Annotated in this window: 21 protein-coding genes; 13 read left to right on the top strand and 8 right to left on the bottom strand. The window is 70.3% G+C overall.

Going from position 1 to position 24,119, the window contains the following annotated elements; translation table 11 throughout:
- Window positions 1–7: 7 nt before the first annotated feature.
- Complete coding sequence (locus tag ACIQJ5_RS12390) at window positions 8–880, top strand: NAD(P)-dependent oxidoreductase (RefSeq protein ID WP_402844333.1); 873 nt, start codon at window positions 8–10, stop codon at window positions 878–880.
- Window positions 877–2,118, top strand: a complete 1,242-nt coding sequence (locus ACIQJ5_RS12385) for a four-carbon acid sugar kinase family protein (RefSeq protein ID WP_402844331.1) — start codon at window positions 877–879, stop codon at window positions 2,116–2,118. The genes ACIQJ5_RS12390 and ACIQJ5_RS12385 overlap by 4 nt, the downstream gene beginning before the upstream one ends.
- A 77-nt stretch (window positions 2,119–2,195) precedes the next feature.
- Here ACIQJ5_RS12385 and ACIQJ5_RS12380 read toward each other — a convergent pair whose 3' ends face one another.
- On the bottom strand, window positions 2,196–4,739 hold the full coding sequence (locus ACIQJ5_RS12380) for a YhgE/Pip family protein (RefSeq protein WP_402844329.1): 2,544 nt from the start codon (window positions 4,737–4,739) through the stop codon (window positions 2,196–2,198).
- Window positions 4,736–7,468, bottom strand: coding sequence for an MMPL family transporter (locus tag ACIQJ5_RS12375; RefSeq protein ID WP_402844326.1), 2,733 nt, complete (start codon window positions 7,466–7,468; stop codon window positions 4,736–4,738). Before ACIQJ5_RS12375 ends, ACIQJ5_RS12380 begins: the two co-directional genes overlap by 4 nt.
- Before the next feature lie 124 nt (window positions 7,469–7,592).
- Here ACIQJ5_RS12375 and ACIQJ5_RS12370 point away from each other — a divergent pair, with 124 nt between their 5' ends.
- Window positions 7,593–8,267 carry a TetR/AcrR family transcriptional regulator gene (locus tag ACIQJ5_RS12370; protein ID WP_231091655.1) on the top strand — a complete coding sequence of 225 codons (675 nt, stop codon included), beginning with the start codon at window positions 7,593–7,595 and terminating at the stop codon, window positions 8,265–8,267.
- A gap of 51 nt (window positions 8,268–8,318) precedes the next feature.
- Here the strand turns inward: ACIQJ5_RS12370 and ACIQJ5_RS12365 are convergent, their stop codons facing one another.
- Window positions 8,319–9,293 carry an o-succinylbenzoate synthase gene (locus tag ACIQJ5_RS12365; RefSeq protein ID WP_372459802.1) on the bottom strand — a complete coding sequence of 325 codons (975 nt, stop codon included), beginning with the start codon at window positions 9,291–9,293 and terminating at the stop codon, window positions 8,319–8,321.
- A gap of 443 nt (window positions 9,294–9,736) precedes the next feature.
- Between ACIQJ5_RS12365 and ACIQJ5_RS12360 the strand changes: the two genes are divergently transcribed.
- From ACIQJ5_RS12360 to ACIQJ5_RS12350, 3 genes are all read left to right on the top strand, one after another.
- Complete coding sequence (locus tag ACIQJ5_RS12360; protein WP_402844323.1) at window positions 9,737–10,651, top strand: 1,4-dihydroxy-2-naphthoyl-CoA synthase; 915 nt, start codon at window positions 9,737–9,739, stop codon at window positions 10,649–10,651.
- Window positions 10,651–11,787, top strand: coding sequence for an AMP-binding protein (locus tag ACIQJ5_RS12355; RefSeq protein ID WP_402844320.1), 1,137 nt, complete (start codon window positions 10,651–10,653; stop codon window positions 11,785–11,787). The genes ACIQJ5_RS12360 and ACIQJ5_RS12355 overlap by 1 nt, the downstream gene beginning before the upstream one ends.
- A gap of 91 nt (window positions 11,788–11,878) precedes the next feature.
- Window positions 11,879–12,850 carry a 1,4-dihydroxy-2-naphthoate polyprenyltransferase gene (locus tag ACIQJ5_RS12350; protein WP_372459800.1) on the top strand — a complete coding sequence of 324 codons (972 nt, stop codon included), beginning with the start codon at window positions 11,879–11,881 and terminating at the stop codon, window positions 12,848–12,850.
- Between the two features lie 161 nt (window positions 12,851–13,011).
- Here the strand turns inward: ACIQJ5_RS12350 and ACIQJ5_RS12345 are convergent, their stop codons facing one another.
- Window positions 13,012–13,272, bottom strand: coding sequence for a DUF4229 domain-containing protein (locus tag ACIQJ5_RS12345; protein WP_231091660.1), 261 nt, complete (start codon window positions 13,270–13,272; stop codon window positions 13,012–13,014).
- Window positions 13,273–13,344: 72 nt separating this feature from the next.
- Between ACIQJ5_RS12345 and ACIQJ5_RS12340 the strand changes: the two genes are divergently transcribed.
- The 3 genes from ACIQJ5_RS12340 to ACIQJ5_RS12330 are packed head-to-tail and all read left to right on the top strand — an operon-like array spanning window position 13,345 to window position 16,315.
- A complete protein-coding gene (locus tag ACIQJ5_RS12340; RefSeq protein WP_231091662.1) occupies window positions 13,345–13,773 on the top strand; it encodes a PLD nuclease N-terminal domain-containing protein in 429 nt (142 codons plus the stop codon).
- Window positions 13,730–15,409, top strand: coding sequence for a 2-succinyl-5-enolpyruvyl-6-hydroxy-3-cyclohexene-1-carboxylic-acid synthase (menD, locus tag ACIQJ5_RS12335; RefSeq protein ID WP_402844314.1), 1,680 nt, complete (start codon window positions 13,730–13,732; stop codon window positions 15,407–15,409). Before ACIQJ5_RS12340 ends, menD begins: the two co-directional genes overlap by 44 nt.
- Window positions 15,410–15,451: 42 nt before the next feature.
- The gene (locus tag ACIQJ5_RS12330) at window positions 15,452–16,315 is read left to right on the top strand and encodes a PPK2 family polyphosphate kinase (RefSeq protein WP_402844311.1); all 864 of its coding nucleotides are present in this window, start codon (window positions 15,452–15,454) and stop codon (window positions 16,313–16,315) included.
- Between the two features lie 16 nt (window positions 16,316–16,331).
- On the opposite strand, the gene ACIQJ5_RS12325 is transcribed toward ACIQJ5_RS12330, so the two are convergent.
- From ACIQJ5_RS12325 to ACIQJ5_RS12315, 3 genes are all read right to left on the bottom strand, one after another.
- Window positions 16,332–17,567 carry an MFS transporter gene (locus ACIQJ5_RS12325; protein WP_402844308.1) on the bottom strand — a complete coding sequence of 412 codons (1,236 nt, stop codon included), beginning with the start codon at window positions 17,565–17,567 and terminating at the stop codon, window positions 16,332–16,334.
- 1 nt (window position 17,568) lies between these two features.
- On the bottom strand, window positions 17,569–18,138 hold the full coding sequence (locus ACIQJ5_RS12320) for an ArsR/SmtB family transcription factor (protein ID WP_402844305.1): 570 nt from the start codon (window positions 18,136–18,138) through the stop codon (window positions 17,569–17,571).
- Between the two features lie 147 nt (window positions 18,139–18,285).
- Entirely contained in the window at window positions 18,286–19,524 is a 1,239-nt protein-coding gene (locus ACIQJ5_RS12315; RefSeq protein WP_402844302.1) for an isochorismate synthase MenF, read from the bottom strand.
- 59 nt (window positions 19,525–19,583) lie between these two features.
- Between ACIQJ5_RS12315 and ACIQJ5_RS12310 the strand changes: the two genes are divergently transcribed.
- Together ACIQJ5_RS12310 and ACIQJ5_RS12305 are read left to right on the top strand one after the other, a co-directional pair.
- Window positions 19,584–20,120: a DUF402 domain-containing protein gene (locus ACIQJ5_RS12310; RefSeq protein ID WP_402844299.1), complete on the top strand. Its 537-nt coding sequence runs from the start codon at window positions 19,584–19,586 to the stop codon at window positions 20,118–20,120.
- Between the two features lie 76 nt (window positions 20,121–20,196).
- Window positions 20,197–21,432, top strand: a complete 1,236-nt coding sequence (locus ACIQJ5_RS12305) for an MFS transporter (RefSeq protein ID WP_402844295.1) — start codon at window positions 20,197–20,199, stop codon at window positions 21,430–21,432.
- Here the strand turns inward: ACIQJ5_RS12305 and ACIQJ5_RS12300 are convergent.
- Window positions 21,318–22,235 carry an AraC family transcriptional regulator gene (locus ACIQJ5_RS12300; protein ID WP_231091673.1) on the bottom strand — a complete coding sequence of 306 codons (918 nt, stop codon included), beginning with the start codon at window positions 22,233–22,235 and terminating at the stop codon, window positions 21,318–21,320. The two genes, ACIQJ5_RS12305 and ACIQJ5_RS12300, sit on opposite strands and share 115 nt — an antisense overlap.
- A gap of 76 nt (window positions 22,236–22,311) precedes the next feature.
- Here ACIQJ5_RS12300 and ACIQJ5_RS12295 point away from each other — a divergent pair, with 76 nt between their 5' ends.
- Together ACIQJ5_RS12295 and ACIQJ5_RS12290 are read left to right on the top strand one after the other, a co-directional pair.
- Window positions 22,312–23,043, top strand: coding sequence for a class I SAM-dependent methyltransferase (locus ACIQJ5_RS12295; RefSeq protein ID WP_308070839.1), 732 nt, complete (start codon window positions 22,312–22,314; stop codon window positions 23,041–23,043).
- A gap of 9 nt (window positions 23,044–23,052) precedes the next feature.
- Complete coding sequence (locus tag ACIQJ5_RS12290) at window positions 23,053–24,114, top strand: polyprenyl synthetase family protein (RefSeq protein ID WP_231091674.1); 1,062 nt, start codon at window positions 23,053–23,055, stop codon at window positions 24,112–24,114.
- Window positions 24,115–24,119: the final 5 nt, after the last annotated feature.

Below are 24,119 nucleotides of genomic sequence, written 5' to 3'. Positions count from 1 at the left end.
GGAACGCATGTCATCGAAGACCGTCTTCATCGGCCTCGGAGCCATCGGGCTGCCGATGGCCCGCAGCATCGCCCGAGCCGGCTTCGACGTCGTCGGCGTCGAAGCGTCACCGGAAGGACGAGAGCGTGCGGCAGCGGCGGGCTTGCGTGCCGTGGCCTCCATCGCGGACGCCGGCGTCGTCGATGTCGCCGTCGTCATGGTGGCAACCGCTGAGCAGCTCGCCGCCGTGGTGGATGCGGCCCTCGCCGGAGCAGAGATCACGGGATCGCACTGGATCGTCATGTCCACGGTCGGTCCCGACGCCGTCCGCGCGCAGGCCGAGCGGCTGGCCGGTGCCGGTGCGCGGGTCGTGGATGCGCCGGTGAGCGGTGGCGTGGCGCGCGCGGCCACGGGCGAGCTCTTCCTCTTCGTTGCGGGCGAGAGCGAGCACATCGCGGCCGTCGCGCCGGTCCTGGATGCCATGGGCGCCGTGCGCGTGGTCGGGGCCGCTATCGGGGACGGGCAGGCGGTCAAGGTGGTGAATCAACACCTCTGCGCGGTTCATATCGTCGCCGCCGCCGAAGCACTGGCCCTGGCGGAACGGCTGGGACTGGACCCCGCTTTCGTGCTCGACGTCGTGGGCGGGGGTGCGGCTGCGTCGTTCATGCTCGCCGATCGTGGACCGCGCATGCTGCAGGGGGAGGATGCCCCGGTGCTCAGCCAGATCGGCATCTTCGTGAAAGACACCGGACTCGTCGCCGATGCGGCCGATGCCGCCGGCATCTCGCTGCCCGTGCTGGCCGCTGCCCGTGAGAGATTCCTCCGCGCGGATGCCGCGGGCCTGCGCGGCCGCGACGACTCCAGCGTGATCGAGACCTATCGCGAGAGGAGCGGATCATGAAGACCGTGGTGCTGGACGACGACCCGACCGGGACCCAGTCGGCGTCCGGGGTGACCGTGCTCCTGCAGTACGACGCGGACCTGCTGCGCGAGGCGCTCTCCCGGGCGGACAGCGTGTACGTGCAGACGAACTCCCGTGCGATTGACGAGGAAGCCGCGATCGCACTGGTGTCGGACGTTCGCGACGCGGCCAGGAGCGCCGCAGCAAGCCTCGGTGAGGACCTGCAGTTCGTCCTGCGCGGAGACTCGACGCTGCGCGGGCACGTCTTCGCGGAGACCGAGCAGTTCCTCGACGAGGACGCTGTCATCGTGTTCAGCCCGGCTTTCCCCGCGGGTGGCCGCACCACGCTGGACGGTGTCCATCGGGTGCGCATCGGCGATCAGGACCTGCCCGCGCATGAGACGGAGTACGCCGATGATCCGGTGTTCCCATTCTCGTCCGGGGTGCTCGCCGACTACGTTGCCGAGAAGTCCGGACGTCCCTCCGTGCTCGTGGATCTGGAGACGGTGCGCGCCGGTGGCGTGGCCTCCGCCATCGCCACGGCTCCGGCCGGCGCCGTGGTGCTACCCGACGCCCTCACTGACGACGACATCCGCGAGATCGCCCGGGCCATCGCCGTGGTGCGCCGTGCCGGCCGCTCGGTGGTGGTCCGCAGCGCCTCGCCGCTGGCCGCCGCGCTCGCGGGCGTCGAGAGCGACGGATTACTCCCTCGTCCACTGATCCCGTTGCCGGTGCCGACCCTGCTGGCCTGCGGTTCCCACACCGCGGGCGCGACCGCACAGCTCGACGCCGTCGCGGCCATCCACGGTCTCGCCGTCGTCATCCCCACGGCGGACGCCTTCGCCGATCCGGTGGCAGCGGGACTCGCCGCGGCCGATCGCGCCCGAGAGCAGCTCGCGCAGGGCGGCCTCGCGGTCGTGTCCACCGAGCGACACCGGCGTCCTGAGCACAACACGTTGCGTCACGGCGAGCTCGTCATGCAGGCGCTCACCGTCGCCGTCCGCGCTCTCGTCCCGGAGGTGGAAGCCGTCGTTGCGAAGGGCGGGATCACCTCCGCAGAGCTGGCGCGCACGGGCGTCGGCGCCACGCGTGCCGAGGTGCGCGGCCAGGTGATTCCCGGCGTCTCGGTCTGGGATCTCGTCTCCGCCGAGGGGGACCCGCGGCTGTATGTCGTGGTGCCAGGCAACGTCGGCGATGCCTCGGCGCTCACCGACGTGCTGGCGGCCCTCGGCCGCTGACCGCGGCACCCCGGGAACCTGACACAACACAGCGGCCCCGGCGGAGTGATCCGCCGGGGCCGCTGTGTTGTGTCGGATCAGGCTCCGGCCTGCAGCGCCCGAACCGACGTGAAGCGCCGGCGTGCGATGGACGCGGTGGTCACGACGATGGACAGCACCGTCCAGATCACAAGGGCCGTCAGAGCGGCGCCGAAGCCGCCCGCGGGCGTCACCAGAGCGAGCAGACCCTGATACGCCGGTGCCGTCGGAAGCACTCCGGCGACCGCGTCCAGGAATCCGGGGGTGGTGGAGACCACACCGGTGGCGAAGAACAGGACGCCGACGATCGCCGAGATCCAGCGCCCGGCGCCGCCGAACAGGGCGACCAGCGCCTGGTTGACGGCGGCGAAGGCGATGCCGGCGAGGGCTGCGACACCCGCGAACGCGAACCACTCGCCGACGTCGTACTTCGCGACGAACTGGACCACGCCGGCGATGAGCACGCCCTGCACAGCACCGATCAGGGCACCCGGAATCAGCGCCCGGAGGGTGAGCACGACCGACGGGCGACGCTCCGCAAGCGTGCGCGCCGTGCGTGCCTGCATGGCGATGTACGAGGCGAGGCCACCGAACCAGAGCGCGAAAACGGCCAGCAGCGGGATGGCGGAGTCTCCGAACATGTTCGAGCCGGTGCCCTCGGTGACCACCGGGTTCGCCACCACGGTGGCCAGATCCGTGCGCTGCTGTTCGCTGTAGCTCGGGATCTGCTTCACGGCGTCCTGGAGCCCGTCCGCCAGGCCGGCACTGCCGTCCGCCAGCTTCGTGCTGCCGTCGGCGAGCGTGGTGGTTCCTTCTGCCAGCGTGGTTGCGCCGTCCGCCGTCTGCCCGACGCCGTCGCTCAGCGCGGAGGCGCCGGACGCCAGCTGGTCAGCTCCGTCGGCCAGCGCGCTGGTGCCGGAGGCGAGGGAACCTGCGCCTATCTGCGTCTGCCCGAGACCGAGGGACAGCCCTGAGGCGCCGTCGGAGAGCTGCTGAATGCCGGACGCCAGCTGGGATGAGCCCGAGGCGAGCGAGGAAGCACCGGTCGCGGTCGCGTCCACGCCATCGGCCACCGAGGCGGCGCCCGACGCGAGGGCCGCGGCGCCTGCGGCCAGTTCCTTGCCGCCCTGGTCGAGCGGTGTCGCCTGGGTGATGAGGGTGTCGATGCCCGAGGCGAGTGCGGTGGCCCCCTGAGCGAGGTTGGGTGAGCCGTCGGGGCCGGGCGTCGTGTCGATCGCGTCACCGAGCGCGACGAGCTGGTCCGCGATGGTCCCCGGCAGAGCCTGCGCCGTGCCCTGGGCGTACGCCGAGGCGGTGCCTGCCTGCGTTGCGGCCGTGGTCGCGTCTCCGGTGGCGAGTGCACCGAGCGCCTGCGCCTGCTGCGCGAGGGCGATGCACGAGGCATCGGTCTGCCCGTGCGCCACAGCGCACGACTGCGCCGCGGCGCCCAGCGTCTGGGCGGCGTCGCCGATCTGCGTCGCGACGGACGCCGTCGTGGCGGCCGCATCGCTGGCGTTGGTCAGCAGCTCGTCGGGAAGCAGCGCGGAGGAGCGCATGGTCTCCGCGTTGGCGCGGATCTCGTCCGCCAGCGTCCCGATGCCGTCCCGCAGCTGTCCGGCTCCGGCGGAGATCTGGGGAAGCGCGCCGAGCACAGCCGACACCCCGTCGGTGTACGTCTTCACGCCACCCGAGAGGTCGGATGCGCCCGTGGCGATGCCGCGGGCACCCGGCGCCAGGGCGCTGAGACCCTCGGTGAGCTGACCGGCGCCCTGTGCAAGTCCCTGCGCGCCCGTCGCGGACGCCGCGGCGCCATCGGCGAGCTGGGTGGCACCCGGGGCGAGCTGGTTGAGGCCGGAGGCGAGCTGACCGGCGCCGTCGGCGAGCTGATGGGTGCCGTCCGCCGCGGTCGCCGCTCCGCTCGAGAGTTGCTGCGCACCGCTGTCCAGCTGCCCGATGCCGTCCGCGAGCGTGGTCGCTCCGTCGGCCAGCTGCCGGGTGCCGTCCGCGCTCTGCCGCGTTCCGTCGGCGAGCTCGGTGGCGCCGTCCGCCGCCGTGCCCAGCTGTTCGTTCAGTGTGGTGAAGCCCAGGAGCACGTTCTCGAGGTAGTTCTTCGAGAGCATCTCGCCCATGCTGCCGGAGGCGATCGTGGCGATCTGGTTGGTGATGGTGGCATCGAACACCTTGGCGTCCGGCGACGTGGTCACCTCGATCTTCGCCTGCTCTGGGTTGTCGCCCGCGGTGGAGGTGGCGGCGGCCGAGAAGTTCTCCGGGATGGTGATCGCGGCGTCGTAGGTGCCGTCTGCGAGGCCGGACTTCGCGTCGTCCGCGTTGGAGATCACCCAGTCGATGTTGCTGTCGACGTCGTCGGATCCCTCCACCAGCCCGGCGGTGAGCTGGCGCCCCAGCGGCACGGTCTGCCCGTTGAGCGTGACGGGGGAGTCCTCGTTCACGATCGCGGCACGGATGTTGTCGAGCCTCTCGGTCGGGTTCCACAGCGCGGCGACGAGAACACCGCCGATGAGGACCGGGAGCAGGATCACCCCGATGACGGTCAGCCAGGTGACCCGGCGCCGGGTGGCGGCTCGTTCGATGGGAAGGGTCATGCGATCACCTCACGGGTGGAGCGGACGGATGCGAGTTCGACGGTGACCGGGCGGGACCGGTCTGCCCGCAGGAGCACGTCGGCGACGGCGGCGGGGTACTGGCCGCCGGAGGCGGCGAGGGTGAGGGAATGACCGGCGCGTGCGGCGCGCAGCCCCGCGTCGCGGATCGTCGCGGCCGCCTGCTCACGGGCGGCGGCGGAGAGGGCGTCCAGGCCGTCGATCACCACCAGGCGCGTGCCGCCGGAGAAGGCCGCGCGCAGTGCGCGCAGCGGATCGGCGGCATCGGCGAGGAGCGCGACGCCCACGTTGGAGCGCACCCACGATCCGCGGGCCGGAAGCAGGCGCCCGAGCACCTTCACGATCCCGTCCGTCGGAGCCAGACGGCCCGCGATCGTCAGCAGCACGGCACGGTCGCCCGCCCCGCTCACGAGGAGAGTGTCATCCGCCTCCACCTGGAAGCTGACACCGGAGTAGAGCTCCGCATCCTCGTCGCGCACGGCGAGATCCTGCGCGGCGATCACCGCGGTGGAATCGGGCGACGGCCACTGCTCGAGCTCCTTCTCCCGGACGACCGCCTCGCCCTCGATGTCGAAGTGGGGAAGCAGCCGGTCGAGGCAGCGCGGGAACCACCACGCCTTGTCGCCGAGCAGCGCCATGATGGCCGGGGTCAGGGTCATGCGGATGAGGAAGGCGTCCACCGCGATACCGACCGCGAGGCCGAGAGCGATGGGCTTGATCGACGAGTCGCCCTCGGGGACGAAGGCCACGAACACCGCGAACATGATCAGTGCGGCCGCGGTCACCACGCGCGCCGAGGCGGAGAACCCGCTGCGAACGGAGGCGATGGCAATGGCGCGATCCGCCCGGCGGAACCGGGTGGCGTGCACGAAGTCCTCGCGCATACGGGAGACCAGGAACACCTCGTAATCCATTGCCAGACCGAAGAGCACCCCCATCAGGACGATGGGCATGAAGGAGATCACGGGGCCGACCTTCGCCACGTGGAGGGCATCGGCCAGCCATCCCCACTCGAAGACCGCGCTGACCACGCCGAACGCGGCGAGAACGCTCAGCAGATAGCCCACGGTGGCCTTCAGCGGCACCCAGATGGAGCGGAACACGATCATCAGCAGGATGAACGACAGACCCACCACGAACACGCCGAAGGGCAGGAGCGCCGCGCCCAGCTTGTCGGAGATGTCGATGGCTACGGCCGTGAACCCGGTCACCGACACGTCGATGCCGTACGTGTCCTTCCACTCGTCGTGGTGCGAGCGCAGCTCGCGCACCAGGTCGGCGGTGACGGGATCGTCGGGTGCCGTCGTCGGGATGACTTGCACGATGCCGGTGTCCGCCGTCATGTTCGGCGTGGCCAGCGGGACCGCCTTGACGCCGGGGAGATCGCGGATCTCGTCGGCGAGGTCCTCCATCAGGCCCAGCGGATCGGTGGAGGTGACGATGGTGCCGGTGACGATGAGCGGGCCGTTGAAGCCAGGGCCGAACTTCTCGGCCACGAGGTCGTAGCTCTGCCGCGCCTCGGATGAATGCGGGAGGACTCCGGCATTCGGCAGCGCGAGCGCGAGGCTTCCGGAGGGGATCGCCACGACGCCGAGTCCGACCACCACGGCGACCGTGGTGATGACGGGGTGGCGCGTGACCAGGCGCACCCAGCGCGCGGAGAAGGTGCGGCTGCGTGGGCGGGGCTTGCGCGGCGGACGACCCGCCACCTTGCCCTTGACGAAGCCGAGCAGCGCGGGCGTCATGGTGATGGCGAGGCACATTCCGATGAGCACGGCGCCGGAGGCGGCGATTCCCATCGTGGTGAGGAACGGCACGCCGGCGAAACCGAGGCCGATGAGGGCGATGAGCACGGTGATGCCGGCGAACACCACGGCGGAACCGGCCGTGCCGGTGGCCTGCGCGGCGGACTCCTCGGGGTCGGCTCCCGCTCTGACCTGATCCTGATGTCGCGACACGATGAACAGCGAATAGTCGATGCCGACGGCGAGACCCAGCATCAGGGCCAGCAGCGGGGTGGTGGAGGAGATGGAGGTGAAGAGGGTGGCGATGAAGATGGCCGCCATGGAGATGCCGACGCCCAGGATCGCTGTCAGGAGCGGAAGTCCCGCCACCACGAACGACCGGAACGTCACGATCAGCACGAGCAGCGCGATCAGCAGCCCGACGCCCTCGGTGATGGAGATCGCGGGGATGGAGACGGCGAAGAGGTCGCCGCCGAGGAGCACGTCCGAGCCGTCCGGAAGCTCGGTGCGCAGATCCGCTGTGATGCTTGTGAGGTCGTCCTTCGTCTGCTGCGGGACGTCGGTGGCCTGACCGTCGAACTGGAGCTGCACGATGGCGGCGGACCCGTCATCGGCGATGAGGCCGTCCACCGTCTCGCCGAACGGGTCGGTGACGGCGAGGACGCCGTCCAGCTTCTCCAGTTCGGCGATGGTCGCCTCGATCTGCGGCTTGTAGGTCTCGATGTCGGAGCCGTCGGGAACCGCCGCGATGAACTGCGCGTTGGTTCCGCTCACCTGCGGGAACGTGCGTGAGAGCTGCTCGAGCCCGGCCTGCGACTCCGTGCCGGGAATCGAGAACGAGTTGTCCGTGCCCTTGTTCAGCATCGCGCCGCCGCCGGCGATGCCCAGAACGAGCAGCCAGGCGATGAGAACCCGCCACGGGTGACGGTACGACCAGCGGCCGAGGGAGTAGAGCAGGGTCGACACTCGAGAGCCTCCAGCGATCAGGTTCGATACAGTTGTGTATCGGATACAGTTATGTATCGTAACCCGATTTCGTCCGCTGTTTCTGAACGGGGGATGTGAGACTGGGAGTTCGAGAAGGAGATGCATGCGCGACGAGGTCGACGGCCCGAACAATGACGTGACGGGCGAGACGAAGACCGGACGCAGCCGGGGGAACACCCGTGCCCGGCTGTTCGAGGCGGCCGCCGAGGTGTTCGGCGAGATCGGCGTCGACGCGGCGTCCGTGGAGATGATCACCGAGCGCGCCGGCTTCACCCGCGGTGCGTTCTACTCGAACTTCGAGTCGAAGGACGACCTGTTCTTCGCGCTGGTGTCCGCGGTCTCCGATCGCAAGCTCCTCGCGGTGAGCGAGCGGGTGCGCTCCCTGGAGTCCGAGGGCCTGCGCGACATGGCCGTGGAGGAGCTGCTCGGCCGCATCCTGGACGTGATCGTCGACGAACCCGTCGCCGTGCGCCTGATGAACGAGTTCCGTACCCGCGCGATGCGCGACGAGCGTGCTGCGCAGGCGTATCTCGCCTGGCAGCACGGCATGGAGGAGCGCGTCGAGGGCATCGTCGGCGACATCGCGCGGGGGACCGGGCTGCAACTGTCGATGCAGCCCGCCGAGCTCGCGCAGATGGTGATGTTCATCTGGGAGGGCACCAGCGTTCAGGCTGTGATCGAGCGCCGCGATCAGGAGGATCTGGCCGATCAGGTCTGCCGGCGTACGGTGGCGATCATCGCGGCGCTCGTCGCTTCGCAGACCACCGGTCGCGGCTAGGGGCCGCGCTCGATGAGCCGGTGATCATCACAACCGCGTGACGCGTGTGGTTCAGCTCTCCAGCAGGCGATAGCAGCGGGTGACGCGTTCGCGCCACCAGAGCGCGCGCCCGGCGTCGGCCGCGAGCCGCTGCAGCGCGCCCGCTTCCGGCACCACCCGCCCCGCGGGAAGGACGCCCTCACGCGGACGGGCATCGGCCACGTCGTCGCGCAGCAGGGAGGCGGTGCCGAGGCCGCAGTCGAAGTCGAGATTCGGCAGCGCCGCGGCGAGTGCCGCGCCCATGCCGATCCCGATCGCCGAGTCCAGTGCGCTGGAGACGACCGCCGGAAGTCCGGCCTGGGCGACCACGTCCAGCGCCCGCCGGATGCCGCCGAGCGGTTGCGCCTTCACGATGAGCACGTCGGCGGCTTTCGCCCGCGCCACGGCGATCGGATCCTCCGCCTTGCGCACACTCTCGTCGGCGGCGATCAGGATGCCGGCGTACTTCACCCGCCGACGGACATCGGCCAGCTCGGCCACGGTGGCACACGGCTGCTCCACGTACTCCAGGTCGTATTCGGCGAGCGCGTGGATCGCGCGCTCCGCTTCATCCACGTTCCACCCGGCGTTCGCATCGACGCGGATACGCCCCTCGGGGCCCATCTCGGCACGCACGGCGCGGACGCGTTCGACGTCGTCGGCGAGCGACTGGCCTCGCTCGGCCACCTTCACCTTCGCCGTGCGGCAGCCGTCGAAGCGCGCGAGCACGGCGGCGACCTCTGAAGCGGGTACCGCGGGGACCGTGGCGTTCACCGGCACCAGGTCCCGCCGCGGCGGGGGAGCGACGTGCCAGCCGAAATCCAGCGCGCCGGCCAGCCACGACGATGCCTCCGCGTCGTCGTACTCCAGGAAGGGTGAGAATTCCGTCCAGCCCGCTGGTCCTTCGAAGAGGGCGACTTCGCGCAGGTCCACTCCGCGAAAGCGCACCGCCATCGGCAGGGTGACCACGCGCATCGTGTCCAGGACCTCGGCCAGCGGTGGCAGCATCATGCCCCCCATTCTGCCCCCGGTGTCGGGCTCCGCAACGCAGATCGCCGCGCGAGCGGGTGCCGCCGCGCGAGCGGGTGCCGGCGGGCGGGCGCGGCGGGCGGGCGGGCGCGGCGCGCATCGCCGTGCTCCCGGCCGGTGGTCTCACCTTCGGTGGTTTTGGTGCTGTTGTGGCGCCGAATATGGGACCGGCTCGGCCGGTGGTCTCACCTTCGGTGGTTTTGGTGCTGTTGTGGCGCCGAACATGAGACCAGTTCGGCGGACGGTCCCCCATCCGGCAGCGACGGTGCTGTTGCGCTGCCGAGCATGAGACCAGTGCGTCGTGTCCAGCTGGCTGTGCTGGCGTGGCTGTCCTGCCGGGTGGTGAGACTGTTCCTGGCACCGGCGGCTGGGGGCTGAGCGGCGGGGCGCATCGCGCGGGAGGCGCGCAATAGGCTGGAGGCATGAGTGCGCTGCCGAACGTCTCGGACATCTTCGACCCGGAGGCGTGGGTCCTTGCCCCCGGCGCCGCCGACTACACCGACATCACCGCCCACACGTCCGTCGACGGCCGCATCGCGCGCATCGCCTTCGACCGGCCGCAGGTGCGCAATGCGTTTCGTCCTCATACGGTCGACGAGCTGTACCGGGCGCTGGACATCGCGCGTCAGGACCCGCGGATCGGCGTGGTGCTGCTCACCGGCAATGGTCCGTCCGCCAAGGATGGTGGCTGGGCGTTCTGCTCCGGCGGCGACCAGCGCATCCGTGGTCGCGACGGCTACAAGTACTCGGAGGACGAGACCGCCGTGCACGATCCCGCACGCGCGGGGCGCCTGCACATCCTCGAGGTGCAGCGCCTGATCCGCTTCATGCCCAAGGTCGTCATCGCGGTGATCCCGGGATGGGCCGCAGGCGGCGGTCACTCCCTGCACATCGTCTGCGACCTCTCGATCGCCTCTCGGGAGCACGGTCGTTTCAAGCAGACCGACGCCGATGTGGGCTCGTTCGACGCCGGCTACGGCTCGGCGTACATGGCGCGGCAGGTGGGGCAGAAAGTGGCGCGCGAGGTGTTCTTCCTCGCCGAGGAGTATTCCGCTCAGCGCGCGTACGAGATCGGCGCCGTCAACCGTGTCGTCGATCACGCCGATCTCGAGCGCGAGGCCATCGCGATGGCACGGACCATTCTCGGGAAGTCGCCCACGGCGATCCGCATGCTGAAGTTCGCGTTCAACGCGGTCGACGACGGCATGGTGGGCCAGCAGGTCTTCGCCGGTGAGGCCACGCGGCTCGCGTACGGCACCGATGAAGCCGTGGAAGGACGCGACAGCTTCCTGGAGAAGCGCGATCCGGACTGGTCCGCCTTCCCCTACCACTACTGATGTCCGCGCTCTTCCTCCCCTCAGCCACCCCGGCGGCCCAGGTCGTCACCGCGGCGCGCTGTGCGATGAACGGCACGGGTCCCGTGCTGGCGCTCGGGGCTCCGGTGGCCGACGACGCCGTACTGCCGGCGGGCACCATCGCCGTGGTGACCACGTCGGGATCCAGCGGAGTGCCCAAGAGCGTGATCCTGTCGCGATCGGCGCTCACGGCTTCCGCGATGGCCACCGCCGACCGGCTCGGTGCGGGGGAGTGGATGCTGACGCTTCCTCCTACCTATGTCGCCGGACTGCAGGTGATCATCCGGTCGCTGGTGCAGGGTCACGATCCCGTGGTGCTCGACGGTCACTTCAGTCCCGACGCGTTCGTGGACACCGCGGGGCGGATGCACGCGACGGCCGACGGAGCGCCGGTGCCGCGTTTCGTGTCGCTGGTGCCGGCGCAGCTGCAGACGCTGCTCGACGCCGCGGACGATCCGGCGGTCGCGGGCACCGGGCGATCGTTTCGGGCCATGCTCGTGGGTGGTCAGGCCGTCGCGCCGGCGCTGCTGGAACGCGCCCGCGAAGAAGGCTGGCGAATCGTGCGGACCTACGGGTCGACGGAGACCAGCGGTGGCTGCGTGTACGACGGCCGTGCCCTGGATCGCGTGAGCCTGCGCATCGTGGATGGAGAGCTGCAGGTGGCCGGACCGACGCTCGCCGATGGTTATCTCGGCGAGCCGGAACGCACCGACGCAGTGTTCCTCACCGACGCCGACGGCATCCGCTGGTACCGCACGGGGGATGCGGGTGAGCTCACCGACGACGGCGTCCTCAGCATCACCGGACGACTGGACAACGTCATCATCTCGGGCGGCGTGAACGTGTCGCTGGATCGCGTCGAGCGCGTGGTCCGCGCAATTCCCGGGTTCGAGGACGTGGTCGTCGTGGGGGCGGATCACGAACGGTGGGGGCAGGTGCCGGTGGTGGTGACCGCGCACGCCGAGCATGCCGACGCCCTCGCGCGTGTACGCGACACCGTGGAGGCGGAGGTGGGCGTCGCCGGGCGGCCGGACCGGATCGTGCCGGTCGCGGAGATCCCGCTCCTCGCCTCCGGAAAGCCTGACCGCCGGGTGCTCACCGCTCTTGTCGCGAGGTGACGAGGCATTCCACGCGGGGGACGGGTCGCTCAGGGCTGATCCATAGCGCCCGCATCGATCGTCCACGGCGTGGTCGATAGGATCGAGGGTTGTGAGCAGCACCTCGAAGAAGTCCCGCGCCGCCCGCGGCCGATCGGGCAACCCGGCCAAGAAACCGCTGGCCCAGGTCACCCCCGCCACCTTCGGCGACTGGGTGGGTGCCGCGCGCCTGCGAACCCTGCCGCTGGCCATCGCGCCCGTCGTGATCGGCACCGGTGCGGCGAAGCTGGCCACCTTCGATTTCCACTGGGTGATCGCGCTCGCGTGCCTGGCCGTGGCCGTGCTGCTGCAGATCGGCGTGAACTACGCGAACGACTACAGCGACGGCATCCGCGGCACGGACGACTTCCGCGTCGGCCCCGCGCGACTGACCGGTGCCGGCAAGGCGAAACCGCGCACGGTGCTCGTGGTCTCCCTCACCTTCTTCGCGCTCGCGGCCCTCGCCGGTCTCGCCATCGTGATCCGCACCCAGCAGTGGTGGCTGCTGGCCGTGGGTGCCGTGTGCATCGTCGCGGCCTGGTTCTACACCGGCGGCAAGCGCCCCTACGGCTATGCGGGGCTCGGGGAACTCTTCGTCTTCGTGTTCTTCGGCCTCGTCGCAACGCTCGGCACCACGTGGGTGCAGGCCCTCATGCTGCCGCAGGAGGCGTGGTTCGGTGCCGTCGCCGCCGGCTTCCTGGCCTGCGCGGTGCTTCTCGCCAACAACCTGCGAGACATCGACCAGGATCGTCTGGCGGGCAAGCGCACGCTGACGGTGCGCATCGGCAAGCGCGCCACCCAGGTGCTGTTCACGGTGCTGATCGTGCTGGCGCTGCTGATCGCCGCATTCCTCGCGCTGTTCTACCCGATCGCCTGGCTCGCGCTCATGTCGCTGCTGGCGTCGGGCCCCGCCATCGTGATCGTGTGGATGTACCGCAAGCCCGGCGAGCTCGTGATCGCGCTCGCCCTGGTGTCGCTGTCGGCTCTCATCTACGCCGGCGCCCTGTTCTGGGCCTTCTGGGGCATCCCCGCCGCCGCGGCGTGATCGGGTGGGCTCTGTCGTGAATCCATGATCATGCGCTCAACGTATGAGGCATTCGCTGAATCCCTCATGAACTCGGCGCGGGGTCATGGATCCACGACACGGACCGCGGGTCGCCATGAAAAATGCCCGGAGCAAGACTCCGGGCATTGGCGGGCTGAACATCAGTCCTCGGTGAGCTGGTCCTCGATGTCCTCGTCGGCCACGCCGCGCTTGCGGGCACGTCGTTCGCCCATGTTCGCGGTCGCCTCGCTGAGTGGACGGCGCAGGAACAGGATCGACAGGCTCATACCGATCAGCGCGGCGAAGATGGCGGAGAGCCAGTACCACTCCCGCAGGATCGGGAACAGCATCATGATGCCGAACGGCACCAGGAAGGCCAGGAGCCGCAGCACCGTGTACGTCAGAAGGGGAGGCAGCTTCACCCCGACAGTCTAGAGGCGAACGCTGAACGGGCCCTCAGCCCGCTCACCGCTCGACCTGCCTAGGATGGAGACGTGGCACGCCTCATTCCCATCGTCGTGGTCGCTGCGGTCCTGTTCTGGGTCATCAGCGTGGTGGACTGCGCGCTGCAGCCGCCGGCTCGCCACCGCGGGGTCTCCAAGCCCGTCTGGATCGTCATTGTGCTGCTGCTGCCGGTGATCGGCGGTGTCCTGTGGTTCTGGATCGGACGCGGGCGTGCGGCCGCGGCTCCGGCGGGCAACCGCGCGCCCGACGACGACCCGACGTTCCTCGGCACCATCGGCGGGATGACCGCAGCCGAGCGTGCGGAGCAGGACGAGCGCATCCGCCGTCTGGAAGAGGAACTCGCCCGCCTCGACGCCGAAGAGGCTCAGGCGAAGCCGAGTGAGAAGCCGGCCGATCCGGAGACGCCCGCGCCCGATGGCGACGACGATTCTCGCGGACGCTCCGGCGCGCGCGGCTGAGATGCCCGACGAGGCCCCCACGGCCGCCGGGCCGACGGCGTCCCCCGCCATGGCGGCGATGGCCGCCCTGCTCGATGAGCTCGTCGCCGCGGGACTTCAGCACATCGTGCTGTGCCCGGGATCTCGCTCCCAGGCGCTCGCGCTGCTGGCGGCCGATCTGGAGCGCAGCGGGCGCGTACGCCTGCACGTGCGCGTGGACGAGCGTTCGGCCGGTTTCCTCGCGCTCGGCATCGGCCGGCAGAGCGGCAGGCCGGCAGCGGTCATCGTGACCAGCGGAACGGCGGTGGGCAACCTCCTGCCGGCCGCCATGGAAGCCCATCATGCCGGCGTGCCACTGCTGCTGCTCACTGCCGACCGCCCGCACGAACTGCGCGGTGTCGGTGCGAATCAGGCGACCACCCAGCCCGGGATGTTCTCCGCGTTCGTCCGGTTCGAGACCGACGCCCCCGTTCCCGTCGAAGCGGCGGAGACGTTCGATACGGCGGAGATCCACGGGTACCGGGAACTGGCGCGCCGCGCGTGGAGGGCTGCCACGAGCGCTCCAGCCGGAGCCGTGCATCTCAACCTCCCCGTGCGCGAGCCGCTTGCCGGAGCGTTCCCCGAGTGGTGGTCGAAGCCGGCGTCGGGGGAAGGATCGGCTTCGGACCCGGCGGGGGGAGCCGAGTCCGCCGCTGTGGACGAGGGAGCTCTGGGGTGGGATCTTCCCGCGCACACGCTCCTGGTCGCGGGAGCGGATGCCGGGCCGGAGGCGGCGGTGCTCGCAGAGGAGCGGGGCTGGCCCCTGGTGGCGGAGATCGTCAGCGGCGCCCGCCTGGGCGCAAACGTCGTCCCCGACTACCGCGCCGCACTGCGCTCCCCGGAACTCGCCGACACCATCCAGCGGGTCGCCGTCATCGGCCATCCCACGCTGACGCGTGAAGTCGCCCGGCTCCTGTCGCGCGCCGACCTGGACATCGTGGCCGTCCCCGCCACCGGTGAGCGATTGAACCTCAACGGCCGCACACGCCCCGTCACGGTGGAGCAGCTGCGGGACGCCGCGCGCGGCGATCGAGACTCGTTGGAACGCTGGTTGCGCGGGTCCGCTCCGGCGGCCCCGGCCGAGGGCGGGATCTCCCGCGCCGATCTGGTGCGCGCGGTGTGGCGGGCGAGCGGCCCCGCCGATCGCGTGATGTTCGGATCGTCCCGTCTCGTCCGTGTGGCCGACAGCGTCCTGGAGCCGCGAGCGGTGCGTGTGCACGCCAATCGGGGGCTCGCGGGAATCGACGGCACCATCGCCACCGCGATCGGCATCGATGCGGCAGCGCAGAGCGGAGTCACCCGGGTGATCCTGGGCGACCTCACCCTGCTGCACGATGCCGGATCCCTCCTCCTGCCCGCCGACGAGCCCGATCCGCACGTGCAGCTGGTGGTGGGAAACGACGGCGGCGGCACGATCTTCGACACGCTCGAAGTGGCGGGCGTCGCGGCACCCGAGGCGTTCCGGCGGGTGCAGTACACACCGCAGCAGGTCGACCTCGCCGCCCTCGCGCGCGCCTACGGGTGGGAGCATGTGCGGGTGAGGAGCGTCGACCACCTCGCCGAGGCGCTGGATCCGCGGCACACGCGGTGCCTCATCGAGGTTCCTCTGGATCGCTGACGGGTTCACGAACGCGTTCGGGACCCGTGCCAGAATGTCGCCATGTCGAAGACGAAGCCCGGCTCCTGGTCCGTTCCCGCCACCGAGGCACTGCGTGTCCGAGGTGGATTCCGGCTCACGGATGTAGACCCCCGCTCCACCCCGGGTTACTCGGGCGACAAGGAGAGCGGACGCTTCGAGCTCACCAGCGGCGTGACCCGGCTCAGCGATCTGCAGGAACGGCTGTTCGCCTCCAGCCGGATGGGCGACGCGCGTGACAGCGTGCTCCTCGTGCTGCAGGCGATGGACTCCGCCGGCAAGGGCGGCATCGTCCGTCACGTCGTGGGAGGAGTCGACCCGCAGGGCGTCTCACTCGCCTCGTTCAAGAAGCCCACCCCGGAGGAGCTCGAGCACGACTTCCTCTGGCGCATTGAGAAGCGCCTTCCCGAGCCCGGCTTCATCGGGGTGTTCGATCGGTCGCACTACGAGGACGTGCTGATCGGCCGTGTGCGAAAGCTCGCCTCTCCGGAGGAGCTGGAACGGCGTTACGGCGCCATCGTCGATTTCGAGAACCGGGTGGCGGCCGCAGGCACGCGGATCATCAAGGTCATGCTCCACATCTCCGCAGAGGAGCAGAAGGTACGGCTGATGGAGCGCCTCGAGCGCCCCGACAAGCACTGGAAGTACAACCCCGGCGACGTGGACGAACGCGTGCTGTGGCCCGACTACATGCAGGCGTACCAGCAGGTGTTCGACCGCACGTCGACGGACGTCGCGCCCTGGTTCGTGGTTCCGGCCGACCGCAAGTGGTTCGCTCGCCTGGCCGTGCAGGAACTGCTGGTCGCCACGCTCACGGACATCGCGCCGGCGTGGCCGAAGGCGGACTACGACGTCGACGCTGAGATGGCGCGCCTCGCAGCGAGCTGATCAGCGGGCGGTGTGATCAGCGGACGGTGTCGATCGATCGCCAGCGCCGGCCTGAGCCCAGCGCGAGGATCGTGACGAGGTATGCGGCGCCGCCCACGGCATAGGCCCCGGTCAGCCCCAGCAGATCGACGCCGGCTCCCGCGAGCAGGGTGCCGATCGGCATGCCGGCGGCGACGCCGGTGCTCACCGCGCCGAGGGTGCGGGCACGGATCGCGGACGGGATCACCCGCAGCAGCGCTGTGTCCAGGATCGGGTTGAGGGGACCGGCCAGGAGCCCCGCCATGGCGGTTCCGGCGAGCAGGACGGGAAGGGGCGGACGCAGGGCGAACAGCCCGAACATCCCGGGTCCCACGACCAGGAAGAGCACGAGGATGACCGTGCGTCGGGGCCACCGCGCCGGGATCAGCGTCGACAGGGCCGCTCCCGTGAGCGCCCCACCGGCAAAGAAGGCGGTCATCGCGCCGTACGCTGCGCCATCGGGGGTATAGGCCGTTGCGGTGATCGGGTTCAGCACCGAGAAGGCGGCGATGTCGAGCAGGTTGGTGATGATCAGCAATCCCACGATCGCGCGCACCACCGGCGTGGTCCAGACGAACCGGATGCCGGCGGTGACCCCGCGCCAGCCGAGCCCGGAATCCTCCGGCACCGAGTCCAGCCGATCCAGCGCCATCACCGGGACGCACAGGATCGTCACCGTCACCGCCGCCGCGAAGAGTGCGGTGGTGACGAGCAAGGTGGGGCCGGCGCCGGCGAGCGCGACGAGACCACCCGCCGCCGCAGCTCCGATCATCATGCTCATGCGGGACACCGTCGCGTCGATCGCCGTCGCCTTCTCCAGGCCGAGTCCGGCAAGCGCGCTCAGCTCCGGCACCTGGCTCGCGCGTGCCGCACGACCGGGGGCATCCAGCAGGTTGGAGAGGAACACCAGTGCCAGAAGCAGTCCGAAGGGCAGCGCGTCGAGGGCGAGCAGTGCGGGAATGGCGGCGATCGTCGCTCCGCTGGCGGTGTCGGCGATGATGCTCGCCCGGCGGAAGCCGAGTCGATCCACCACGATCCCCCCGAGCGCCCCGCCGATGAGCAGCGGCGCCGTCGCCGCCGTGCCTGCCAGACCCGTGGCCCAGGCGGATCCGGTGGTCTGCAGCACAATCAGGGGGATCGCGATCGTCGTGATCGCGTTGCCGAGCTGGGACAGCGCACCGGCCGCGAAAAGGGCGACCAGGGGGCCGCGACGCCGGACGGCGGTGCCGGTCACGTCATCGCCGCCCGAAGCTGGCGTAGATGAAGCGCACGGGGCGGACGTCGGCGTCGTCGCGTCGTTCGTATCCTCGTCGGGACCAGCGTGCGGCGAGCTCCTCCACCTCCCGGCGCAGCTCGTCCGCCTCGTCGGCGGTGAGCCAGGAGATGATGTCGCCCAGCGTAGCCGCCTCGATCCACTCCGGTGCGTCACCGTCTTCCCGGTCGAGGTGCTCGAGGAGTTCGGCCTCGTAGGACTGCACGATGGTGCGGCGAAACGCCCAGCTCGCCTCCCGCTGCTCCTGGTCCTCTTGCAGTTCGGCGGGCACGTAGTGCGTGGTGTCCGCGGTGGCACGCCACCAGCGTTCGCGTCCGTCACGGGCGAGGTCGGGTGCCGGTGCCACGAAGCCGTGCGTCGCCAGGGTGGCCAGGTGATAGCTCACAGAGCCGGGCGCGGCGGACAGGGCCGCAGCGAGCTGACCCACCGTCATGGCTCCCCGGGTGCGGAGCTCGCCGATGATCTTCAGCCGCAGCGGATGGGCCAGCGCGCGCAGAGCGGAGGGATCGTTCACCCGGATCGCATCGGTCATGGTCCGAGTGTAGGTATACAAGAGTTATTGCACAAGAAATCTTGTCTAATCTGACGTGCGAGCAGTTCAGAAGTCCGTCTGGCGAGGTGGGCTACTGCCCTCGCGGAGCTGAAATCGGCGTTCGCGCCTGAAGACTGACGACCCTCGTCAGGCAAGCGCCTCCACGATCGGGCGGAACTTCACCCGTGTCTCCAGCATCTCCTTCTCCGGGTCCGATTCCGCAACGATGCCGGCGCCGGCGTGGGCGGTGAGGGCGAACGATCCGTCCTCGTTCGCCGAGACCTGGACGCAGCGCAGAGCGATGGCCCACTCTCCGTCCCCCTGCGCGTCGATCCAGCCGACCGGGCCCGCATAACGACCGCGATCCGACGGTTCCAGCCGTGCGATCAGGTCCATCGCCGTCGGCGTGGGCGTTCCGGCCACCGCGGCCGTCGGGTGGACGGCGCCGACGAGATCCAGGCTTGACGCCGCGTCCGACAGCGTGCCCTCCACGTCCGTCGCCAGGTGCCAGACGTTGGGCAGCTTCAGCGTGAACGGTTCCTCACCTGCCACCAGCGCGGTGGTGTGCGGCTCCAGCGCGCTCAGCAGGCTGCGCACGGCGTATCCGTGCTCGTCCTGGTCCTTCGTGCTGGTGCGGAGGGCGATCGCCGCGGCGTTGTCGGCATCGGCATCGGCGCCGCGGGCGATGGTGCCGGCGAGCACCCGTGCGGTCACGGTGCCGCGGGAGACGGTGACGAGCGTCTCGGGGCTTGCGCCGATGATGCCGTCGACGGCATACGTCCACGTGTCGGGATAGGCATCATGCAGTTCGCGCGCCAGGCGGCGAAGATCCGCGCCCGGGGGAGCGGATCCCACGAGGTCGCGCGCGAGGACGACCTTCTCCACCTGGCCGGCGGCGATCGCCTCCAGTCCCGCGGTCACCGCGAGCTGGTAGCCGGCCGGATCCAGTGCGCCCGGGCCCAGGGTGGCGGACCAGTATGGTCCCCATGGCGACGGTGCTGGGGTATCCGCCGTGCCGACGGTGGTGAGCCACGCGTCCGGGCCGCGCCGGCCGATCACAGCCTGCGGCACGGTCAGCGTGGACGGCGAGGCGGAGCGGTCGTCGAAGGCGAGCGCTCCGAAAGCCACGAGTCCCGTACCGGCCACGCCGATCGGGTCATCGACGATCGCCGCCGCGGAGAGCTCCCGCCATCGGGAGGCCAGTCGCGCCGCGCGGTCTCCGCCGCTCTCGGAGAGCACCGCGACGGGGGAGCCCGCACCGATCAGAGCATCACCGCGGCGCATCCACACCAGGGGTGCAGCGGGGTCGGTGACAGCGAGGAGATCGTCGGGAGAATCGATGCGCCGGGTGGTGACCACCAGGCGCGGAACGGGCGATTCGATCACCCCTCCAGCCTAGATCGTGCGGGCGGGATCGACGTCTGAGCCGTGTCTAGACTGCGGTGATGGAGCGAATCGCGGGAATGCCGGTGCGAATGCTGTGGCAGAAGTGGAACGGGACGCCGCACTGGGAGCATGACTGCATCTACCTGGGCTCTGACCAGTGGGGTCACTGGGTCGGTCAGGAGATCGGCTGGCGCAGCGAGCGGCCCGGCGCATCCATGCCCGCCCGATCGCGGACGCTCAGCCTGATCCCGCCGTCAGCGGACCACGTTCCCACCTTCAACGCCCGCCCGCTCGACTATGCCGTCTATGTCGACATCGCCTGGGACGTGCGGTGGGACGGCGCCGATGTGGTTCGCGGCATCGACATGGACCTGGACGTCATCCGCGCGCGCGACGAGCGTGGCACCTGGATCGACGATGAAGACGAGTGGGCGGACCATCGCGTGCGATACGGCTATCCCGAAGACATCGTCCGCGAACTCGAGGAGCGGACCAGCGTCATCGCCGCGGATGTGCGAGCCGGACGAGCGCCCTATGACGAGGCGACGGTGGAGTTCTGGAACCAGCGGCTGGACGAGGTGCTCGCACAACGCTGATCGTTCGCGGACGATCGGCTCGGCGGTCCGGACGCTCTGCCCGGTGCGGTGCGGGGCGCCGGATGAGACTCAGAACATGACAACCCAGACCAGCCCGGTCCCGACGGCTCCCGGCATCGCCTCACCCGCATCGACTCGATCGATCGGCCGTGGGCGCGGACTGGCCGCGCTCGTCGCGATGGCCGTCACCAGCTTCATCCTCATCACCGCGGAGTTCCTCCCCGGCGGCCTGCTCACCCTCATCGCAGCGGACCTCGGCGTCACCGCGGGTCAGGCGGGTCAGGCCGTCACGGTCACCGCCCTCGCGGGTCTGCTGATCGCCCCGACCATCACGCTGATCGTTCCAGGACTGGATCGACGGGTCGTGATGACCGCGCTCGCGGCGCTCGCTGCGGTGTCCGACCTGGCCGTGGCATTGGCGCCGAACCTTCTCACCCTGCTCCTGTCGCGCCTGCTCATCGGTGCGGCCATCGGCGGATTCTGGTCGCTCTCGCTCGCTGTGGTGGCCCGGATCACATCGCCGAGCGGCGTCGCTCGCGGAATGATGATCGTCAATGTCGGCAACACGCTGGCGTCCGTGATCGGGGTGCCTCTCGGCATCTGGGCAAGCGGCACGCTGCCCTGGCGAGACGTCTTCGTGATTGCGGCCGGACTGTCCCTGGCCGTCGCCATCGCCCTCCTGTTCCTGCTGCCGGTCACCCCGGCGGGCCCCCACGCCGGCCTCGGCATCTTCACGCGCATGCTGCGTCGTCCCGGCATCACTCCGGGACTCATCGGGCATGTGCTCGTGGTGCTCGGGCACATGGGTGCCTACGCCTTCATCCGGGTGGGTCTGGAGCGCATCCCGGATCTGGACGCCGCTGGCGTCGGTGTGCTGCTGACCGCCTTCGGGGTCGGCGGGTTCCTGGGGAACCTGCTGTGCGGACTCGTGGCCGCACGCTCGCTCCGGCTGCTGTCCGCTGTGGTTCCCGTCGTGATGGGCATGATGATCGGCGCGCTTGCGCTCTTCCCGAGCTTCGGTCTGGGACTTGCCGCGACGGCGCTGTGGGGCGCGTCGTTCGGTGGCTGGCTGGTGGTCGTCAACGTCTGGATCGCGCGGGTCATGCCCGACGAGCTCGAGACCGGAGGGAGCCTAGTGGTGGTCGGCTTCCAGCTCGCCATCGTGATCGGTGCCGCAGCGGGCGGCTGGATCGTCGATCAGAGCGGCGCGTTCACACTCTTCCTCGCCGCGGGGGCCGCGGCGATCGTGGGAGGCATCGTGTTCGCGGCGTCCGCACGCTCGCGCCATTCGGACGGAGCCACACCGGTGTGACGACGGAAGGCGCGGCGGAAGCCCTCGTCGGAGTCGTACCCCACCGCGCGCGCCGCCAGGGACACCGGCTCTCCGATGCGCAGCCGCTGCGCCGCCGCCGTCATCCGTACGGTGGTGACGTATTCGGCGGGCGAGACGCCGAGGCAGGCACGGAACCGCTCGGCGAACGCGGAGCGCCCCATGGCGCTGCGGGCCGCAAGCTCTGCCACCGACCACGGATGGGCGAGGTCGGCGTGCACGGCATCGATCGCCTGTTGCAGGTACGGGTCGATGGCCGGTGCGGGCCACCCCTGCGGTGCGCACCCCTGAACCGCCCAGCGCCGGAGCGCCACGGTCAGCAGGGTGGTCACGATGCGGGCGCACACGAGCCCGTCCACTGGGGAGGGGGCGGCGTCGCAGCCGAGCATCGCGACGAGGGCCGACGCCGACGGCTCGCGCTCGGGCAGATCGGCGATGGAGATCGTCGTGGGCAGCTGCGCCGCACGTTCCGGCGCGCGGACGCGGACCACCTCGGCGACCAGCGCCGACACCGGTGAGAGCGCGTGCAGGCGGATGGCGCCGGACGAATCCAGCAGCAGGTGACCGGCATGCAGCCGGTCATGGGGGTGGCTGCCGGGGGCGGCCACCGTTCCCTCGTGCACGTACACCAGCGTGGTGGTGGGCCACGTCGGGAGGGGGTCGCCGTCGTCGAGGCGCACGCGTGTGGCCGTGCGGATCTCCCACTCGGAGTCGCTGAGGAACCGGTCCAGCGCCCGAAGGTCCACTCCCGGATCCGTCGAGCTGGCGATGGCGGTGGGCGTCATGACCTCTGCCAACGACCGCCATCACGCGCGTATTCCACCCGGACGACGCGCAGGTGCGGCCACGTAGACTCGTGGGGTGAGCACACCATCCCGGAACCGCGCAGATCTGCACAAGGACCCGGCACGCGTCAGCGGCATGTTCGATCAGGTCGCGGCGGCATACGATCGCACGAACTTCCTGCTCACGTTCGGGCTGGAGAAGTGGTGGCGCATCGCCACCACGAAGGCGATCGCTCCACGGCGCGGGCAGCGCATCCTCGATCTCGCGGCGGGGACCGGCGCCTCTTCCGTGGTGCTCGCCAACGCGGGCGCCGAGGTCGTCGCCGGTGATTTCTCCGCCGGCATGATCGCCGAGGGGCGTCGGCGCCACGGCACGGTGCCCAACCTCACCTTCCAGGAGGCGGACGCGCTGGATCTGCCGTTCGAGGACGACACCTTCGATACGGTGACGATCTCGTATGGCCTGCGCAACGTGAACGATCCGAAGAAGGCGCTGGCGGAGATGCTGCGCGTCACGCGCCCGGGCGGGCGCGTGGTCATCGCGGAGTTCTCCCAGCCGCCGTTCGCTCCGTTCCGCGCGCTCTACCGGTTCTACAACGCACGCATCCTGCCTGTCGTGGCGCGGCTGGTGTCCTCGAATGTCGAGGCTTACGACTACCTGAACGAGTCGATCGTCGACTGGCCTGATCAGCGCACTCTCGCCGGATGGATGCGCGAGGCGGGCTGGAGTGCGGTCGCCCACCGCAATCTCACCCTCGGTATCGTCGCTCTGCACCGGGCACGCAAGCCCGCAGCCGAGTCACGGTAGGCTGATCAGGTGACTTCGAGCCGTCCAGCCCCGGGCGCGCGGATCGCGAGCCGACTGGGCATCAGCGACCGCGTGTTCGCCGGTCCCCGCTCGCGGCGGCTGCTGGCCGCGGTCGATGCGGGCCTCGATCGCGTGGAGGCGGAGCTGGCGGACGACCTGCGCGTCACCTCGCCCGTGGCGGACTCGGCCAGCCGCTATCTGCTGGAAGCCGGTGGCAAGCGCATCCGCCCGATGCTGACGCTCCTGGTGGCGCAGCTGGGCGACGGCGGCACGGATCGCGTGATCGATGCCGCCAAGGCGCTGGAGATGACGCACCTCGGCTCGCTGTACCACGACGACGTCATGGACGGTGCAGACCGCCGCCGCGGTGTTCCGAGTGCGCACGCGGTGTGGGGGAACAACGTCGCGATCCTCACCGGAGACCTGTTGTTCGCCCGTGCCAGCCAGTTGATGGCCGGGGCGGGGGAGCGCGCCATCCGCCTGCAGGCCGACACGTTCGAGCGCCTCGTGCTCGGTCAGATGAATGAGACGGTCGGTGCCGGCGAGGACGATGACCCGATCGACTTCTACATCCAGGTGCTCGCCGACAAGACCGGTTCGCTGATCGCGGCGGCCGCGGCCAGTGGCATCCTCTTCTCGGGGGCTGATCTGGCACTGGAAGATGCGGTGCGCGAGTACGGCGAGAAGGTCGGCGTGGCCTTCCAGCTCCAGGACGACGTCATAGACCTCTCGGCCGATGCCGAGAAGACCGGCAAGGTCCCGGGAACCGACCTGCGCGCGGGCGTTCCGACCATGCCGTCGCTGCTCCTGGACCGGTCGGAGGATCCCGCCGACCGCGATCTCGCCGACCGCATCCGGGCGGGTCAGGCCCGCGTCATCGCGGGTGAGGACCCGAGAATCCTGGATGAGGAGATCGAGCAGCTGCGCGACAGCGCCGTGACCCGCCAGACGCAGGCACTCGCCGCGCGGTGGGCGGGGGAGGCGAAGTCCGCACTGGACGCACTTCCCAGCGGTGCCGTGCACGAGGCGCTCATCCGCTTCGCGGACGCGGTCGTCGACCGCTCCGCCTGACGCTT

Origin of the sequence: Microbacterium sp. GXS0129, assembly GCF_044769785.1 — a bacterium.
GTDB lineage: Bacteria > Actinomycetota > Actinomycetes > Actinomycetales > Microbacteriaceae > Microbacterium > Microbacterium nymphoidis.
Note: the sequence above shows the minus strand (reverse complement) of the source record. Positions and strands in the feature narration are given on the sequence as shown.

What these genes read in the sequence shown, in the direction of transcription:
- ACIQJ5_RS12390 (WP_402844333.1), top strand. Translation starts at nt 8, where the DNA reads ATGTCATCGAAGACCGTCTTCATCGGCCTCGGAGCCATCGGGCTGCCG.
- ACIQJ5_RS12385 (WP_402844331.1), top strand. Translation starts at nt 877, where the DNA reads ATGAAGACCGTGGTGCTGGACGACGACCCGACCGGGACCCAGTCGGCG.
- ACIQJ5_RS12380 (WP_402844329.1), bottom strand. Translation starts at nt 4,739, where the DNA reads ATGACCCTTCCCATCGAACGAGCCGCCACCCGGCGCCGGGTCACCTGG.
- ACIQJ5_RS12370 (WP_231091655.1), top strand. Translation starts at nt 7,593, where the DNA reads ATGCGCGACGAGGTCGACGGCCCGAACAATGACGTGACGGGCGAGACG.
- ACIQJ5_RS12365 (WP_372459802.1), bottom strand. Translation starts at nt 9,293, where the DNA reads ATGCTGCCACCGCTGGCCGAGGTCCTGGACACGATGCGCGTGGTCACC.
- ACIQJ5_RS12360 (WP_402844323.1), top strand. Translation starts at nt 9,737, where the DNA reads ATGAGTGCGCTGCCGAACGTCTCGGACATCTTCGACCCGGAGGCGTGG.
- ACIQJ5_RS12355 (WP_402844320.1), top strand. Translation starts at nt 10,651, where the DNA reads ATGTCCGCGCTCTTCCTCCCCTCAGCCACCCCGGCGGCCCAGGTCGTC.
- menD (WP_402844314.1), top strand. Translation starts at nt 13,730, where the DNA reads ATGGCGACGACGATTCTCGCGGACGCTCCGGCGCGCGCGGCTGAGATG.
- ACIQJ5_RS12330 (WP_402844311.1), top strand. Translation starts at nt 15,452, where the DNA reads ATGTCGAAGACGAAGCCCGGCTCCTGGTCCGTTCCCGCCACCGAGGCA.
- ACIQJ5_RS12320 (WP_402844305.1), bottom strand. Translation starts at nt 18,138, where the DNA reads ATGACCGATGCGATCCGGGTGAACGATCCCTCCGCTCTGCGCGCGCTG.
- ACIQJ5_RS12310 (WP_402844299.1), top strand. Translation starts at nt 19,584, where the DNA reads ATGGAGCGAATCGCGGGAATGCCGGTGCGAATGCTGTGGCAGAAGTGG.
- ACIQJ5_RS12305 (WP_402844295.1), top strand. Translation starts at nt 20,197, where the DNA reads ATGACAACCCAGACCAGCCCGGTCCCGACGGCTCCCGGCATCGCCTCA.
- ACIQJ5_RS12300 (WP_231091673.1), bottom strand. Translation starts at nt 22,235, where the DNA reads ATGACGCCCACCGCCATCGCCAGCTCGACGGATCCGGGAGTGGACCTT.